Annotated in this window: 13 protein-coding genes and 1 tRNA gene; 6 read left to right on the forward strand and 8 right to left on the reverse strand. The window is 58.4% G+C overall.

Annotated elements, in window-relative coordinates; translation table 11 throughout:
* The first annotated feature begins 78 nt into the window (after positions 1-78).
* Complete coding sequence (gene fusA, locus ACIROW_RS16005; protein ID WP_402277317.1) at positions 79-2,187, forward strand: elongation factor G; 2,109 nt, start codon at positions 79-81, stop codon at positions 2,185-2,187.
* Between the two features lie 262 nt (positions 2,188-2,449).
* Here the strand turns inward: fusA and ACIROW_RS16010 are convergent.
* Positions 2,450-2,526, reverse strand: a tRNA-Asp gene (locus ACIROW_RS16010).
* Positions 2,527-2,603: 77 nt separating this feature from the next.
* A complete protein-coding gene (locus ACIROW_RS16015) occupies positions 2,604-3,200 on the reverse strand; it encodes a nitroreductase family protein (RefSeq protein WP_402277319.1) in 597 nt (198 codons plus the stop codon).
* 261 nt (positions 3,201-3,461) lie between these two features.
* Between ACIROW_RS16015 and ACIROW_RS16020 the strand changes: the two genes are divergently transcribed.
* A complete protein-coding gene (locus tag ACIROW_RS16020; protein ID WP_053195427.1) occupies positions 3,462-3,653 on the forward strand; it encodes a hypothetical protein in 192 nt (63 codons plus the stop codon).
* A 214-nt stretch (positions 3,654-3,867) separates the two neighbouring features.
* Here ACIROW_RS16020 and mnmE read toward each other — a convergent pair whose 3' ends face one another.
* The 5 genes from mnmE to rpmH form a co-directional block, all read right to left on the reverse strand.
* The gene (gene mnmE / locus ACIROW_RS16025) at positions 3,868-5,274 is read right to left on the reverse strand and encodes a tRNA uridine-5-carboxymethylaminomethyl(34) synthesis GTPase MnmE (protein WP_402277320.1); all 1,407 of its coding nucleotides are present in this window, start codon (positions 5,272-5,274) and stop codon (positions 3,868-3,870) included.
* Between the two features lie 105 nt (positions 5,275-5,379).
* Positions 5,380-7,065 carry a membrane protein insertase YidC gene (gene yidC / locus ACIROW_RS16030; RefSeq protein ID WP_402277322.1) on the reverse strand — a complete coding sequence of 562 codons (1,686 nt, stop codon included), beginning with the start codon at positions 7,063-7,065 and terminating at the stop codon, positions 5,380-5,382.
* A 19-nt stretch (positions 7,066-7,084) separates the two neighbouring features.
* Positions 7,085-7,354, reverse strand: a complete 270-nt coding sequence (gene yidD, locus ACIROW_RS16035; protein ID WP_402277323.1) for a membrane protein insertion efficiency factor YidD — start codon at positions 7,352-7,354, stop codon at positions 7,085-7,087.
* Positions 7,354-7,764, reverse strand: a complete 411-nt coding sequence (rnpA, locus tag ACIROW_RS16040) for a ribonuclease P protein component (RefSeq protein ID WP_116434435.1) — start codon at positions 7,762-7,764, stop codon at positions 7,354-7,356. The genes yidD and rnpA overlap by 1 nt, the downstream gene beginning before the upstream one ends.
* 37 nt (positions 7,765-7,801) lie before the next feature.
* The gene (gene rpmH / locus ACIROW_RS16045) at positions 7,802-7,939 is read right to left on the reverse strand and encodes a 50S ribosomal protein L34 (protein ID WP_006461360.1); all 138 of its coding nucleotides are present in this window, start codon (positions 7,937-7,939) and stop codon (positions 7,802-7,804) included.
* Between the two features lie 1,000 nt (positions 7,940-8,939).
* On the opposite strand from rpmH, the gene ACIROW_RS16050 reads away from it, so the two are divergent.
* From ACIROW_RS16050 to ACIROW_RS16065, 4 genes are all read left to right on the forward strand, one after another.
* Positions 8,940-10,862, forward strand: coding sequence for a PrkA family serine protein kinase (locus ACIROW_RS16050; protein WP_402277324.1), 1,923 nt, complete (start codon positions 8,940-8,942; stop codon positions 10,860-10,862).
* Between the two features lie 153 nt (positions 10,863-11,015).
* Positions 11,016-12,281: a YeaH/YhbH family protein gene (locus tag ACIROW_RS16055; protein WP_402277325.1), complete on the forward strand. Its 1,266-nt coding sequence runs from the start codon at positions 11,016-11,018 to the stop codon at positions 12,279-12,281.
* Complete coding sequence (locus tag ACIROW_RS16060) at positions 12,278-13,840, forward strand: SpoVR family protein (protein ID WP_402277326.1); 1,563 nt, start codon at positions 12,278-12,280, stop codon at positions 13,838-13,840. The genes ACIROW_RS16055 and ACIROW_RS16060 overlap by 4 nt, the downstream gene beginning before the upstream one ends.
* A gap of 40 nt (positions 13,841-13,880) precedes the next feature.
* Entirely contained in the window at positions 13,881-14,495 is a 615-nt protein-coding gene (locus ACIROW_RS16065) for an LON peptidase substrate-binding domain-containing protein (protein ID WP_116434441.1), read from the forward strand.
* A gap of 6 nt (positions 14,496-14,501) precedes the next feature.
* Here ACIROW_RS16065 and ACIROW_RS16070 read toward each other — a convergent pair whose 3' ends face one another.
* Entirely contained in the window at positions 14,502-15,182 is a 681-nt protein-coding gene (locus ACIROW_RS16070) for a MarC family protein (protein ID WP_016834912.1), read from the reverse strand.
* Between the last annotated feature and the right edge of the window lie 14 nt (positions 15,183-15,196).

A 15,196-nucleotide genomic window follows, 5' to 3' on the forward strand; every position in this document is an offset into this window, starting at 1 on the left:
AAATATGCGCATAATGTGACTCCGCCGCGATTGCTTTCTGCCGGTTCCATCCAACGATGCAACGAAAAGGAAAATGTCATGACACGCAAGACCCGTATAGAACATTACCGGAACATTGGTATCAGTGCGCACATCGATGCCGGTAAAACCACCACCACCGAGCGCATCCTGTTTTATACCGGCGTCAATCACAAGATTGGCGAAGTGCATGACGGCGCTGCGACCATGGACTGGATGGAGCAGGAGCAGGAACGCGGCATCACCATCACCTCCGCGGCCACCACCGCCTTCTGGAAAGGCATGGCCGGCAATTATCCGGAACACCGCATCAACATCATCGACACGCCGGGCCACGTCGACTTCACCATCGAAGTCGAACGCTCGATGCGCGTGCTCGACGGCGCGGTCATGGTCTACGACTCGGTCGGCGGCGTGCAGCCGCAATCCGAAACCGTGTGGCGCCAGGCGAACAAATATGGCGTCCCGCGCATGGCCTTCGTCAACAAGATGGACCGTATCGGCGCGGACTTTTTCCGCGTGCAGAAACAGATCGGCGACCGCCTGAAAGGCAATGCCGTGCCGATCCAGATTCCGATCGGTGCGGAAGACCATTTCCAGGGCGTGATCGATCTGGTCAAGATGAAAGCGATCATCTGGGATGAAGCCAGCCAGGGCGTGAAGTTCGAATACCAGCCGATTCCGGTCGAGCTGGAAGAGACTGCGCGCGAGTGGCACGACAAGATGATCGAACAGGCCGCCGAAGCCAATGAACAGCTGCTGGAAAAATACCTCAGCGGCACGCCGCTGACCGAAGAAGACGTCAAGCACGGCCTGCGCCTGCGCACCATCGCCGGCGAGATCGTGCCGATGCTGGCCGGCAGCGCTTTCAAGAACAAGGGCGTGCAAGCCATGCTCGACGCCGTGATCGATTACCTGCCGTCGCCGATCGACGTGCCGGCGATCAAGGGTCACGATGAAGACGACAATGAGATTGAACGCCACCCGTCCGATGACGAAAAATTCTCGGCGCTCGCGTTCAAGATCATGACCGACCCGTTCGTCGGCCAGTTGGTTTTCTTCCGTGCGTATTCGGGCATGGTCAATTCCGGCGACACCGTCTACAACCCGATCAAGGGCAAGAAGGAACGCCTCGGCCGCATCCTGCAAATGCATGCGAATGAGCGCAAGGAAATCAAGGAAGTGTATGCGGGCGACATCGCGGCTGCGGTCGGGCTGAAGGATGTCACCACCGGCGACACGCTGACCGATCCGGATCACGTGATCATCCTGGAACGCATGGTCTTCCCTGAGCCGGTGATTTCGCAGGCAGTGGAACCGAAGACCAAGGCCGACCAGGAAAAGATGGGCATCGCCCTGAATCGCCTCGCGCAGGAAGATCCATCGTTCCGCGTGCGTACCGATGAGGAATCGGGCCAGACCATCATTTCCGGCATGGGCGAGCTGCATCTGGAAATCCTGGTCGATCGCATGAAGCGCGAGTTCAACGTCGAAGCCACCGTCGGCAAGCCGCAGGTGGCCTACCGCGAAGCGATTCGCAAGACGATTGAAGATGTCGAAGGCAAATTCGTCAAGCAATCCGGCGGACGCGGCCAGTACGGCCACGTGGTGCTGAAGCTGGAACCGCTGCCGCCTGGTACAGGCTACGAGTTTGTTGACGCCATCAAGGGCGGCGTGGTGCCGCGCGAGTTCATTCCGGCGGTCGACAAGGGCATCCAGGAAACGCTGGGCAGCGGCGTGCTGGCCGGTTATCCCGTGGTCGACATCCGTGCGACGCTGACCTTCGGTTCTTACCATGACGTCGACTCGAACGAAAATGCTTTCCGCATGGCCGGTTCGATGGCGTTCAAGGAAGGCATGCGCCGGGCCAGTCCGGTGCTGCTGGAGCCGATGATGGCGGTCGAGGTGGAAACGCCGGAAGACTACGCCGGCAGCGTCATGGGCGATTTGTCGTCACGACGCGGCATGGTGCAGGGCATGGATGAAATTGCCGGTGGCGGCGGCAAGATCATCAAGGCCGAAGTGCCGCTGTCGGAGATGTTCGGGTACTCGACTTCCTTGCGTTCGGCGACGCAGGGGCGCGCTACTTATACGATGGAGTTCAAGCATTATGCCGAGGCGCCGCGGCATGTGATTGAGCAGTTGAGTACGGAGAGGAAGGGGAAGTAAACTCGACTAAACTCTTTGACTCTTGTACGACGTAAAAGCCCCGCTTAGTTTGCACTAAGCGGGGCTTTTACTTTTGCGGGGCATTGGGGCTCGCCTACGTTCCGCAGGCCGCCGATTCGCTTGCAAGCGAATCCCTTCGAGCCCCGCCGAGAGCCGCGCAGGCGGCTCTCTCCGCTCCGCATAATGCATGCCCTTCGGGCATGAATATGAAAATACAAACAAAAACGCCTGCTTAGTTTGCACTAAGCAGGCGTTTGTGTTTTGGCGGAGCGGACGGGGCTCGAACCCGCGACCCCCGGCGTGACAGGCCGGTATTCTAACCAACTGAACTACCACTCCAGATCTGGTTTTCAGTCTCGCTGAAAGACCGCAATTATAGCCGAGCTTTTCCAGGAATTCCAGTACTTTTCTACAAATTAACCCTGAAATTTACCTTCAAACGCCAATTTGCTCAGCGGCTCGCGCGGAGACGGCAGTTCGCGGGCTTGCAGGCCTTCCGGAAGGATCGATTTGTCGCCGATTTTACCGATCGCAACTGCAGCTTCAATGGCGAAGTCGGCGGGAATGCCCAGTTCGGTTCGGGTTTTTTCCTTGTCGAAACCTGCCATGCCGTGTGCATGCCAACCCGACAGGCTCGCTTGCAGCGCCAGGTAGGCCCAAGCCGAACCGGCGTCGAAGGAATGCGTCGGCGCAGGTCCCGGCGCAGCGGCACCCGGCGGCGTGAAGGTGGTCTTGGACAGCACGATGATCAGCACCGAGGCCTTGTCCGCCCAGCTGCGGTTGAAGTCGTTGAGCAAGCCCAGCAGGCTGTCCCATTGTGGCGTGCCGCGACGCGCGTAGACGAAGCGCCATGGCTGCGAATTGTAGGACGACGGCGCCCAGCGTGCGGCTTCGAGGAAACTCAGCACGGTTTCTTCGGAGATGTCGGCGCCGGTGTAGGCGCGCGGCGACCAGCGATTCAGGAATTGTGGATCGATGGGATGATCGGCAACGCGTGGGTTGGTTTGCGACATGAAGACTCCTAAAAATGGGAAAGATGCTGCTCTGCGGCATCGGGCAGAGGGGCATCTTAGCAGTTGTTTTCCGGCTCTGCAGAGGACGCAAAAAAGTGCATCGGCATAGCGCCGGTTTGCGTTTTTTCACAGATAAACCGGGTGCAAAAGCAGGCCTGGACATGCGCAGCAGGACACGATGAGTGTCGCAAAACCGCCACCGTCTTGCGCCGGAAAACCACCGTGCTACCATTCCCTCACAAAAATGAGATGGAGACAAACATGAACATACTCAGAGAAGCCGAGCGCGAAGTCTGGGTCGACGGCACGATTTACCAGTTCAAATCGAAAGTGGAAGCCAGCGGCTTCGAAGACATGTGCCGCGCCATCGGCAAGCTGCACAACGCGCTGCAGTTATATCCGCCGGCCGCCATCCTGCAGACCGCGCCGCACGATCGCTCCGAAGAAGTCTAAGGCAACGCTCATACCGTTCGTCCGATTGGCGTCGCCCAGAAAAAAACCCGCGGCCTTGCGGCGCGCGGGTTAAATCCAATCCTCAGGGGGGTGATGAATTGGAGGGGAGGGAGTGCTCAAGATAACGTCCCCTTCCCTGTCCACCTATGGTTTTTACACCCTGTAACATCCGTTACAGGATTGTGTTCGCATACTTCCCCGCAGGTCGACCACCTTATTTCCCAATACAGAAGCGCGAGAAAATCACGCCCAGCAAATCGTCCGGCGTGAACTTACCGGTGATGCTGCTCAGGCGCTCCTGCGCCAGGCGCAGCTCTTCCGCAAACAAGTCCAGAGACTTGTCGCTGGCCTGGTTGTCGACCGAAGCGTGGGCAGCAGCGCTTTCCAGATAGTCGCGCGCGGCCTTCAGGGCGATCAGATGGCGTTCGCGCGCGAGGTAGCGCGATTCCACCGTCTGCTGCCAGCCGGCGATGCGCAGCAATTCGCCGCGCAGCAAGTCGATGCCGACCTGGTCGGTGGCGGACAGGTAAATATGCGTGGCGTCCGACATCTTGTCGACCGCGGGCTTGTGGCCGGAGCGGTCGATCTTGTTCCAGATGCGGATGACCGGCACACCGTCGGGGAAACGCTCGGTGATCTTTTCATCTTCCAGTGTCGGACCGCGGTCGGCGTCGAGCATGTGCAGGATGACATCGGCCTTGGCGACTTCGCCCCAGGTGCGTTCGATGCCGATGCGCTCAACTTCGTCGGGGCCGCTGCCATCTTCATCGGCTTCGCGTATACCGGCGGTATCGATGATGTTGAGCGGCATGCCTTCGATCTGGATGGTCTCAGTCACTTTGTCGCGCGTGGTGCCGGCAATCGGTGTAACGATGGCGACGTCGGAGCCGGCCAGCACGTTCAGCAGCGAGGACTTGCCGACGTTGGGCTTGCCGGCCAGCACGACGTTGAGGCCGTCGCGCAACAGCGCGCCTTGCGAGGCATGCATGAAGACGTCGTCGAGCGTGGCGCGGATGGCGGCGAGCTGGCCGCGGGCGTCGGATTGCTCAAGGAAGTCGATTTCTTCCTCGGGGAAATCCAAGGTTGCCTCGACCAGCATACGCAGATTGGTAACCTTGCTCACCAGATCGTGAATGACCTTGGAGAACGCGCCTGACAGCGATTCCGAAGCCGACTTGGCGGCTGCTTCGGTGGACGCTTCGATCAGGTCGGCGACCGCTTCGGCCTGCGCCAGATCAAGCTTGTCGTTGAGGAAGGCGCGTTGGGTGAACTCACCCGGCTCGGCCAGGCGCAGGCCGATGTCGACACCGGCTTCGAGGCAGCGCGCCAGCAGCATCTGCATGACCACCGGGCCGCCATGGCCTTGCAGTTCGAGCACGTCTTCGCCGGTATAGGAATGCGGCGCCTTGAAGTAGATCGCCAAGCCCTGGTCGATCAGGCTGCCGTCGGCGCGCCTGAACGGCAGATAGCTGGCGTGGCGCGGCGCCAACGAACTTTCATCCTTGCCGCAGATGGCCTGCACCACCGGCCACAGGTTCTTGCCCGAGAGACGGACCACGCCGATGCCGCCGCGTCCGGGGGCGGTGGCGATGGCGGCGATGGGAGAAATGTCGAGAGTCATGATGCGCACTGCTTTTCAAAAAATAGGAAAACGGGGGCGAAAAAAAAGCCCGTGAAAATCATGCCACGGGCTTTTTCGACTAACAAGTGAATCACAAGCAGGTCGTCAAGCCTTGCCTGCCTGCAGCTTTCGGGTGATGACCCATTGCTGCGTGATCGACAGGACGTTGTTCACAACCCAGTACAGCACGAGGCCGGACGGGAAGAAGAAGAACATGAACGAGAACACGATAGGCATGAACATCATGACCTTGGCCTGCACCGGATCCGGAGGAGTCGGGTTGAGCTTGGTCTGGATGAACATCGAGATCGCCATCAGGATCGGCAGGATGCCGATTGGCATGTTGATGAACGGAATCGTGAATAGCGTATCCGGCGCGGTCAGGTCGTGGACCCAGCCCAGCCACGGCGCACCGCGCATTTCCACGCTGGCCAGCAGCACGGAGTAAAGCGCGATGAAGACAGGGATCTGAATCACGATCGGCAGACAGCCGCCCAGCGGATTGATCTTTTCGGTCTTGTACAACGACATCATTTCGCGATTCATCGCCTGCGGATCGCCCTTGTGACGCTCGCGGATCGCGGTCATCTTCGGGGTGACGGCCTTCATCTTGGCCATGCTGCGGTAGCTGGCTGCCGACAACGGGAAGAACACCAGTTTGATCAGCACGGTCAGCAGGATGATGGTCCAGCCCCAGTTGCCGACCAGGGCGTGGATGTGGATCATCAGCCAGAAAATCGGCTGGCCGAGCAAAGCGCCCAGATGGCCGTAGTCGCGCACCAGCTCAAGTCCGGGCGCAATGCTTTCCAGGGTCTTGGAGTCGGTCGGACCGGAATACAGGCGCGCATCCATGGTCGTCGACGCACCCGGTGCGATCGTACCCAGCGGCAAGATGCTGCCAACCGCATAGACATTCCCGTCGATCTTCTTTGCGAAGATGTCACGCTGGGCTGTTTCCGGTGGAATAAAGGCGGAAACAAAATAATGCTGCACCATCGCCACCCAACCGTTGTCGGCCTTGGTCGCGTGCGTTTGCTTGCCGCTTTCGATTTTTTCAAAATCCAGCTTTTCGAATTTCTCGGCATTGGTGTAGACCGCAGGACCGGTGAAGGTGCTGTAGAAATGCGATTCGCCGCCCGGCTTGTTGCTGTCGCGCAGCAGTTGCAGGTACAGCGAAGGCGTGATCGCGGCGGCGCTGTCGTTGGTGACGGTGTGCTTCAGGTCGATCAGGTAACTGTCGCGCTTGAAGGTATAGGTCTTGGTCAGCTTGACGCCGTTCTCCTGCGCTTCCAGCACCAGTTGGACTTCGTTGCCGTTGTCCAGCGCGCGTGCGCCCGGCTTGGCGGTGAAGATCGACTTGTGGGTCGGGAAGGCGCCGCCGATCAGGCCGGATTCAGCCAGATAGGTGTGGCCGGCGCTGGAATCGAACAGGACCAGGTTCTTGGTCGGGTCGACGGTGTCGCGGTGCTTCAGCAGTTCCAGACGCTTGAGCTCGCCGCCGATGGTGTCGATATCGGCCTTGACGACGTCGGTCGTGATGGTGATGGTCTCACCCTTGGCGGCAGGCAGGCCGCCCGCCACGTCGGCTGCACCGGCGGTCTTGCCGGCGGCGCCGGCCGCTTGCGGCACGGAAGATTTGGACGGGTCAGCGCCGGCAGCGGCCGGAGTCGCCTCTTGGGTCGTCGTCGGGAAAAACATCGACGGCTTGCCGTTATGACGTTGCCAGCCATCCCAGAGCAGCAGCAGGGAAAACGAGAAGACAACCCACAGGACGGTACGTTTGATATCCATAAGAGTATTGACCAATAAATCAGGAGTGGCTGCAGCCGCCAGCGGCTACAGTGGGAGAGGAGGAATCTGATGTGGTGGACTCAGGTACCGGATCGAGTCCGCCGGGATGCCAGGGATGGCATTTGCACAGGCGTTTGCCGGCCAGCATGCTGCCCTTCCAGGCGCCATGGAGACGGATGGCTTCGGCGGCGTAGTCGGAACAGCTGGGATAAAAACGGCAATTCTGCCCGAGATACGGGCTGACTCCCAGCTTGTAGGCGCGTAACAGCAGGAGCAAAGGCGTTTTCATCACGTATTTTCCGGCTTCCTGGCAAACGCGGTCGCGTTCAGCAAAAATGCAAACAACTGTGACAACTCGTCGCGCAATTCCGCTTTGAGTCTGGCGTTGGTCGCCGGTCCGCTCTTGCTGTTGACCGGTTTCGACAAACGCACGATGCAATCTATCTGGGGCAATGCCAATGCCGTTTGCCGGAACAATTCGCGGGTGACGCGTTTGATCGTGTTCCGGGTGACCGCGCGCGGCGCCATGCGTTTGGCGGCGACGACACCCAGACGCGCTAGCGGCAAGTCGTTGTTGCGCGCGTACAGGACGAAATGGGCAGTCCGATACACCGGTCGCAAACGAAAAACGGATGAAAACTCATCCGTTTTAACGATTCTCTGATCGCGTGAGTAGAGATAGGAACGATCGCCTGTCACACGAACAGCAGCGCACTGATTCTGGCTATTGCCCGGATCAAACAGCTGCCAGGCGCTTGCGGCCCTTGGCGCGGCGTGCGTTGATGACAGCGCGGCCACCACGGGTTGCCATGCGTGCGCGGAAACCATGGGTACGCTTGCGGCGCACGACGGAAGGTTGGTAGGTACGTTTCATGTTGGACTCGCTTACTTAATCAATAATCGGCAAAAATACTTCGGAATCTCCGCGGAATTTCTGTTTTTTTGCGCGTGCCTCTTCCTGTAGATCAGAGAGGCATTTGAGAGCCGAAACCGCAAGGCCACAGCACGAACGCAATTCAACGGATGGTGAACCCTGAATTAGACTGCATTTTTCACTTGTTTGTCAATGACTTATCTACGCCGGGCTTTCTCTGCGGATCGCTTGCGAACGCGCTGGGGAGAGGGCCGGAGCCGTTTTCCCAGTATGTTCATCGAGGCCATCTATCAAAAATATTGCAAAGCTTGCTGGAAAGCTATCGAATTAGCCGTTGTGAAGCGGTCACATGGTAAAAAAGCAACGTTTCAGGCATGCAATTGAAAAAAGATTTCGGCGTCATTTTGGCCGATACCAGTTCGTTCCTATCTCCATCCTGTCGATGGGATATTTCCCGGCATCAAACTTGCATTGCCTCTTGCGACGGTTTTCGATAACGAAAAATGTGCGCCGCGCGATGTCCGCCGACCTCGTCCGACCAGCGCGCAAAGCCTGCCCCGATTCGCTTGCAAGGCCGCACGCCTGAATTACGTAACAAGGTCAACCGCAGATGACGCTCAACCATTTAATGAACAGGGGAATAGCAAAAACTGCGGCGCACAATTTCGACGCTTTTGCATATCGAAAAGCTGGCTCCGAAAACGACAGTTGTTTTCGACTACGAGAAAATCATTTAGCAGTACGCTGAAACAAAAGCAGCACAATGACTTCAGAAAAAAAGGAATAGAATAAAAACGAAAATTTTGTTTTCCGGTCCAAGTTCATAAGCGCGCACGCATCGTCAGCGCACTGAAAAAAGCATTGGGAATTCCAATGCAGCGCACGATAGTGAAACTGCTGGAGCTGGTCAGGAGCTGATGCTCAGGGAACCGCGGTCGATAAATCTAAAAACATAACGCACGTATTCAATTTGTTGTCTCATTGAAGTTACGGAGGTGGTATGGATATCTACAGCAGCTTTGCGAGTCGCTTTGACAAAACCAGAGAAGAAGAATTTTCGCTTGAAGAGTATCTGAGTCTTTGCAAGAACGATCCGGCTGTGTACGCATCGGCCGCAGAACGCATGCTGATGGCGATCGGCGAACCTGAGAAAGTCGACACGCGCGAAGACCCCCGCTTGTCGCGCTTGTTCGCCAACAAGGTGATCAAGGTCTATCCCGCCTTCAAGGAATTTTACGGCGCGGAAGAAGTGATCGAACAAGTGGTCGCCTATTTCCGCCATGCCTCGCAAGGCCTGGAAGAAAAGAAGCAGATCCTGTATCTGCTGGGCCCGGTCGGCGGCGGCAAGTCGTCCATCGCCGAACGCCTCAAACAACTCATGGAGCACATCCCGTTCTATTCGATCAAAGGCTCGCCGGTCAATGAATCGCCGTTCGGCCTGTTCGACTACGAAGAAGATGGACAGATCCTCGAAGAGCAGTTCGGCATCCCGCGCCGCTACCTCAAATCCATCCTGAGCCCGTGGGCCGTCAAGCGCCTGCATGAATTCAACGGTGACATCCGCCAGTTCCGCGTGGTCAAGCGCTATCCGTCGATCCTGCGCCAGATCGCGATTTCCAAGACCGAGCCGGGCGACGAAAACAATCAGGACATTTCCACGCTGGTCGGCAAGGTCGACATCCGCAAGCTCGAGCAATACTCGCAGGACGACGCCGACGCCTATAGTTATTCCGGCGGCCTGTGCCTGTCGAACCAGGGCCTGCTGGAGTTCGTCGAAATGTTCAAGGCGCCGATCAAGGTGCTGCATCCGCTGTTGACCGCAACCCAGGAAGGCAACTTCAAGGGCACCGAAGGCTTCGGCGCGATTCCTTTCGACGGCGTCATCCTGGCCCACTCCAACGAATCGGAGTGGAAGGCCTTCCGCAACAACAAGAACAACGAAGCGCTGCTTGATCGTATCTATATCGTCAAGGTGCCGTACTGCCTGCGCGTATCGGAAGAAATCCGGATCTACGAAAAACTGCTGCGCACCTCCTCGCTGGCCAAGGCCGTCTGCGCACCTGGCACGCTGAAGATGATGGCGCAGTTCTCGATTCTGACGCGTCTGGGCGAGCCGGAGAACTCCAGCCTGATCTCCAAGATGCAGGTGTATGACGGCGAAAACCTGAAAGACACCGACCCCAAGGCCAAGTCGTATCAGGAATACCGCGACTACGCCGGCGTAGACGAAGGCATGACCGGCATCTCGACGCGGTTCGCGTTCAAGATCCTGTCGCGCGTATTCAACTTCGACACCACCGAGATCGCGGCCAATCCGGTGCACCTGATGTACATATTGGAGCAGCAGATCGAGCGCGAGCAGTTTCCGCCCGAGCAGGAGCAAAAATACCTGTCCTTCGTCAAGGATACGCTGGCCTCGCGCTATGCAGAGTTCATCGGCAAGGAAATCCAGACTGCGTACCTGGAGTCTTACTCGGAATACGGTCAGAACGTGTTCGACCGCTATGTCACCTATGCCGACTTCTGGATCCAGGATCAGGAATTCCGCGATCACGACACGGGCGAGAGCTTCGACCGTGCCTCCCTGAACGCAGAACTGGAAAAGATCGAGAAGCCGGCCGGCATCAGCAATCCGAAAGACTTCCGCAACGAGATCGTCAACTTCGTGCTGCGTGCCCGCGTCAACAACGGCGGCAAGAACCCGCTGTGGACCAGTTACGAAAAGCTGCGCGTGGTGATCGAGAAGAAGATGTTCTCCAACACCGAGGATCTGCTGCCGGTGATCTCCTTCAACGCCAAGGGTTCGACCGAAGAAATGCAAAAGCACGAAGACTTCGTCAATCGCATGGTCAGCAAGGGTTACACGCCGAAGCAGGTGCGCTTGCTGTGCGAATGGTATTTGCGCGTACGCAAATCCTCTTGAACCAGGAACGCGGGTTGCCAATGACAGAACGCGTCAGCTGAAAGCAACCCGCCTTTGGACCTGTTTTCGATCCAAGCGCGAGACCGTCAGCCGGTGTCGGATCAAGGGCTCGCAGCGAGATCCAAAGCAGGTCCCCACTAGCGGGAGAAGCACTTGCTCCACCAGATCATCGACCGTAGGCTAGCTGGCAAGAATAAAAGCATCGCCAACCGGGAGCGTTTCCTCAGGCGCTTTCGCAGCGATATCCGGCGTTCCGTTACCGAAGCGGTACGCGACCGCAGCATCAAGGACATCGAAAGCTCGAAAAGCATCACCATTCCACGCAAGGATATTTCCGAACCGGCCTTCCACCACGGCCGCGGCGGCAAGCGCGAGATTGTGCATCCCGGCAACCAGGATTATCTGCAGGGCGACCGCATTCCGCGCCGCAGCGGCGGCTCGGGCGATGGCGGCAGCACCGCCAGCAATGAAGGCGAGAGCCAGGACGAGTTCACCTTCGAGCTGTCGCGCGAAGAATTCATGCAGTACTTCTTCGAAGACCTGGAGCTGCCGCGCCTGATCCAGACCAACCTGATGTCGATCCCCAACTGGAAGAACATGCGCGCCGGCTACTCGGTCGACGGTTCGCCCGCCAACATCGACATCGTGCGTTCGCTGCGCAGCTCGCTGGGTCGCCGCATTGCGCTGGGCGGACCGCTGGTGGCCAAGCTGCGCGAGCTGGAAGAACAATTGTGCGAGCTCCAGAAGGATCCCGACGACCGGCGTCCGGAAATCCTGCTGCTGGAAGAAGAAATCCATCATCTCAAGGGCCGCATCTGGCGCATCCCTTTCATCGATCCGTTCGACCTGCGTTACGTCAACCGCGTGCGCCAGCCGCAGCCGTCGAGCCGCGCCGTAATGTTCTGCGTGATGGACGTGTCGGGGTCGATGGACGAACAGCGCAAGGATTTGTCGAAACGCTTCTTCATCCTCTTGTATCTATTTTTGACGCGCAATTACGAACACATCGAGGTGGTATTCATCCGCCATCACACGCGCGCCGATGAAGTCGATGAGGAGACCTTCTTCCACTCGCAAGAAAGCGGTGGCACGGTGGTTTCCAGCGCGCTGGAACTGATGCAGGACATCATCAGGACGCGCTATCCATCGAGCGAATGGAACATCTACGGCGCCCAGGCCTCCGACGGCGACAACTGGAACGACGACTCGCCGAAATGCCGCAGCATCCTGGAGGAAACGATCCTGCCAATGTGCCGTTACTTCGCCTATATCCAGGTGGCCGAGCCGGAACAGAACCTGTGGACGGAATACACGCAGTTGTTGCACGAGCATCCGCACTTTGCGATGAAGAAGGTGCAGTCCTCGTCCGAGATCTATCCGGTCTTCCGCGAACTTTTTGAAAAGCAGGTCCATGCATGAATACGCGACTGAACACGCCGCCTGTGCCGCCGACTGCGCCGCCCAAACATGATCCCCTGCCCTGCCCGTCGGATTGGAGCTTCGAGCTGATCGAACGCTACAACGAGGAAATCGCCAAGGTGGCGGCGAGCTACAAGCTGGATATTTATCCGATTCAGCTGGAAATCATTTCCGCCGAACAGATGATGGACGCCTATGCCTCCTCGGGCATGCCGGTCAATTACCGCCACTGGTCGTTCGGCAAGCATTTCCTCGCTACCGAGCGCGACTACAAGCGCGGCCAGATGGGCCTCGCGTACGAGATCGTCATCAATTCCAATCCCTGCATCGCGTATCTGATGGAAGAGAACACCATGACCATGCAGGCGCTGGTGGTGGCGCACGCGGCGTATGGACATAACTCCTTCTTCAAGGGGAATTACCTGTTCCAGCTGTGGACCGACGCCAGCGCCATCATCGACTATCTGGTCTACGCCAAAGGTTACATCGCCGAATGTGAAGAGCGCTACGGCTTCGATCGTGTGGAAGAGCTGCTCGATTCCTGCCACGCGCTGATGAACTACGGCGTTGATCGCTACAAACGCCCGCAGCGCATGTCGCTGGCGCAAGAACGCGCACAGCAGAGTGAACGCGAAGCCTATGCGCAATCCCAGGTCAACGAATTGTGGCGCACCCTGCCGGCGAAAAAGGAAACTGCAGCGGCACAAGTGGACGAGCGCTTCCCACCGGAGCCACAAGAAAACCTGCTGTATTTCGCCGAAAAGAATGCGCCGCTGCTGGAGTCGTGGGAACGCGAAGTCATTCGCATCGTACGCAAGGTCGGCCAGTATTTTTATCCGCAGCGGCAGACTCAGGTGATGAACGAAGGCTGGGCCACGTTCTGGCATTACACGCTGCTCAACACCATGTACGACCAGGGCAAGCTGACTGACAGCTTCATGATGGAATTCCTGCACTCGCACAGCAACGTGGTGTTCCAGCCGCCGATCACCAAGCCGTATTACAACGGCATCAATCCGTACGCGCTGGGATTCTCCATGATGAGCGATATCCGCCGCATCTGCGAAAACCCGACCGCCGAAGACAAGCAGTGGTTTCCCGACATGGCCGGCAGCAACTGGCTGGACACGCTGCACTATGTGATGCGCAACTTCAAGGACGAGAGCTTCGTCGCGCAATACCTGTCGCCGAAACTGATGCGCGACATGCGCATGTTCGCCGTGCTCGACGATGAGAGCCGCAGCGAGCTGGAAGTCTCGGCGATCCACAACGACAGCGGCTATCAGTACGTACGCCAGGCCTTGTCACGTCAGTACGACATCAACCACCGCGAACCCAATATCCAGGTGTGGTCGGTCAACACGCGCGGCAACCGCAGCCTGACCCTGCGCCATTTCCGCAGCGACGGCCGCTCGCTGGGCGACAGCACCAACGAAGTCCTGCGCCACATGGCGCGGCTGTGGCAATTCGACGTCTACCTGGAGAGCGTCGACGACAACGGCTACATCGTGCAGCGCTATGAATGCATCAGCGACAATCGTTATGTTTTGCGCACATAGAGCGGCGCTCTTAGGAAATTACAAAGCATCACCTCACTATATGGAAACCATCCCGCTTTTCCCGCTAGGCTCGGCGCTGTTTCCGGACGGCCGGCTGCCGTTGCAGATCTTCGAAGTCCGCTACCTGGACATGATCAACAAATGCATCGCCAACGGCACTTCGTTCGGCGTGGTCGCGCTGACGGCCGGCAACGAAGTCCGCAAACCCGGCCTGGTCGAGAGCTTCGTGCCGGTTGGCACGCTGGCGCATATCAAGGAGTGGTCGGCGCCGGTGCAGGGCTTGCTGCGCATTTCCTGCAACGGGACGTCGCGCTTCCGCATCGCCGCCAAGGAGCAGTTGAAACACGGTCTGTGGATGGCGCAGGTGGAGCCGCTGGAGAACGATCAGAGCGTTGCGATTCCCGAGGAGCTGCAGAACACCGTCACCGCACTGATGAATTTGCTGGCGTCGCTGAAGAACCACTCCATTCCGGAGAGCGATATCCCGGTGGCGGCGCCGTATCGTCTCGATGATTGCGGCTGGGTCGCCAACCGCTGGAGCGAAATGCTGCCGATGAGCGTGGAACAGAAGCAAGGCTTGCTGGCGCTCGACAACCCCGTGCTGCGCCTGGAACTGGTGCAGGACCTGCTCGGCGAGCGCGGGCTGCTCCATTGAAAATTTCTACGGCGGCAGCATCCCCGTCTCCACCAGCAAACCGGTGAATCCCGACCAGAAAATCTGGATGCCGATGCACAGCAGGATGAATGCCGACAGCCGCAACACCACCATGGTGCCGAGACGGCCTAGCAGGCTGACGATTTTGTTGGCCGAGCGATAGCATAAGTAGATCACCAGCACCGTCAGCGCCGAGCCGAGCGCCGCGCTGCCGATCGACATGACCCAATCCACCAGCCGCGCCGGCGTGTTCGCGCCGAGCGTGATCGATGCGGCAATCGTGCCGGGGCCGACCGTCAGCGGAAAGCTGATCGGATAGAAGCTGCGCGCCTTCAATTCTTCGTTCGACTCGTCGTCGTAGGCCTTGGCAACCTGCTTGGGAATCGCCGCGTCGTTGCCGCCGTCGCTGAGCAATTTCCAGCCCGACACCGCGACCAGGATGCCGCCGCCAATACGCACGATCGGCAGGGATATCCCGAAGAACGCCAACACGTGTGAGCCGATGAAAATCGCGCCTACCAGCAGGAACCAGCAATTGATCGCCACCTGACGCGCGACGCGGTTTTCGATCTGGCGCGGCACGTCGCCCAACAGGTTAGCGAATACCGGGGCAATGCCGAGCGGATTGAGGATGGGCAACAGGGTCACCGGAATCAGCAGCACGGCTTTGAGGAAAATGATCAGCATCTGGGGCCCAGGGA

The sequence above is a fragment of the Herbaspirillum sp. NPDC101397 genome, assembly GCF_044767325.1.
GTDB lineage: Bacteria > Pseudomonadota > Gammaproteobacteria > Burkholderiales > Burkholderiaceae_D > Herbaspirillum.

Coding starts and splice junctions, on each gene's coding strand:
- fusA (WP_402277317.1), top strand. CDS start 79: ATGACACGCAAGACCCGTATAGAACATTACCGGAACATTGGTATCAGT.
- ACIROW_RS16015 (WP_402277319.1), bottom strand. CDS start 3,200: ATGTCGCAAACCAACCCACGCGTTGCCGATCATCCCATCGATCCACAA.
- ACIROW_RS16020 (WP_053195427.1), top strand. CDS start 3,462: ATGAACATACTCAGAGAAGCCGAGCGCGAAGTCTGGGTCGACGGCACG.
- mnmE (WP_402277320.1), bottom strand. CDS start 5,274: ATGACTCTCGACATTTCTCCCATCGCCGCCATCGCCACCGCCCCCGGA.
- yidC (WP_402277322.1), bottom strand. CDS start 7,065: ATGGATATCAAACGTACCGTCCTGTGGGTTGTCTTCTCGTTTTCCCTG.
- yidD (WP_402277323.1), bottom strand. CDS start 7,354: ATGAAAACGCCTTTGCTCCTGCTGTTACGCGCCTACAAGCTGGGAGTC.
- rpmH (WP_006461360.1), bottom strand. CDS start 7,939: ATGAAACGTACCTACCAACCTTCCGTCGTGCGCCGCAAGCGTACCCAT.
- ACIROW_RS16050 (WP_402277324.1), top strand. CDS start 8,940: ATGGATATCTACAGCAGCTTTGCGAGTCGCTTTGACAAAACCAGAGAA.
- ACIROW_RS16060 (WP_402277326.1), top strand. CDS start 12,278: ATGAATACGCGACTGAACACGCCGCCTGTGCCGCCGACTGCGCCGCCC.
- ACIROW_RS16065 (WP_116434441.1), top strand. CDS start 13,881: ATGGAAACCATCCCGCTTTTCCCGCTAGGCTCGGCGCTGTTTCCGGAC.
- ACIROW_RS16070 (WP_016834912.1), bottom strand. CDS start 15,182: ATGCTGATCATTTTCCTCAAAGCCGTGCTGCTGATTCCGGTGACCCTG.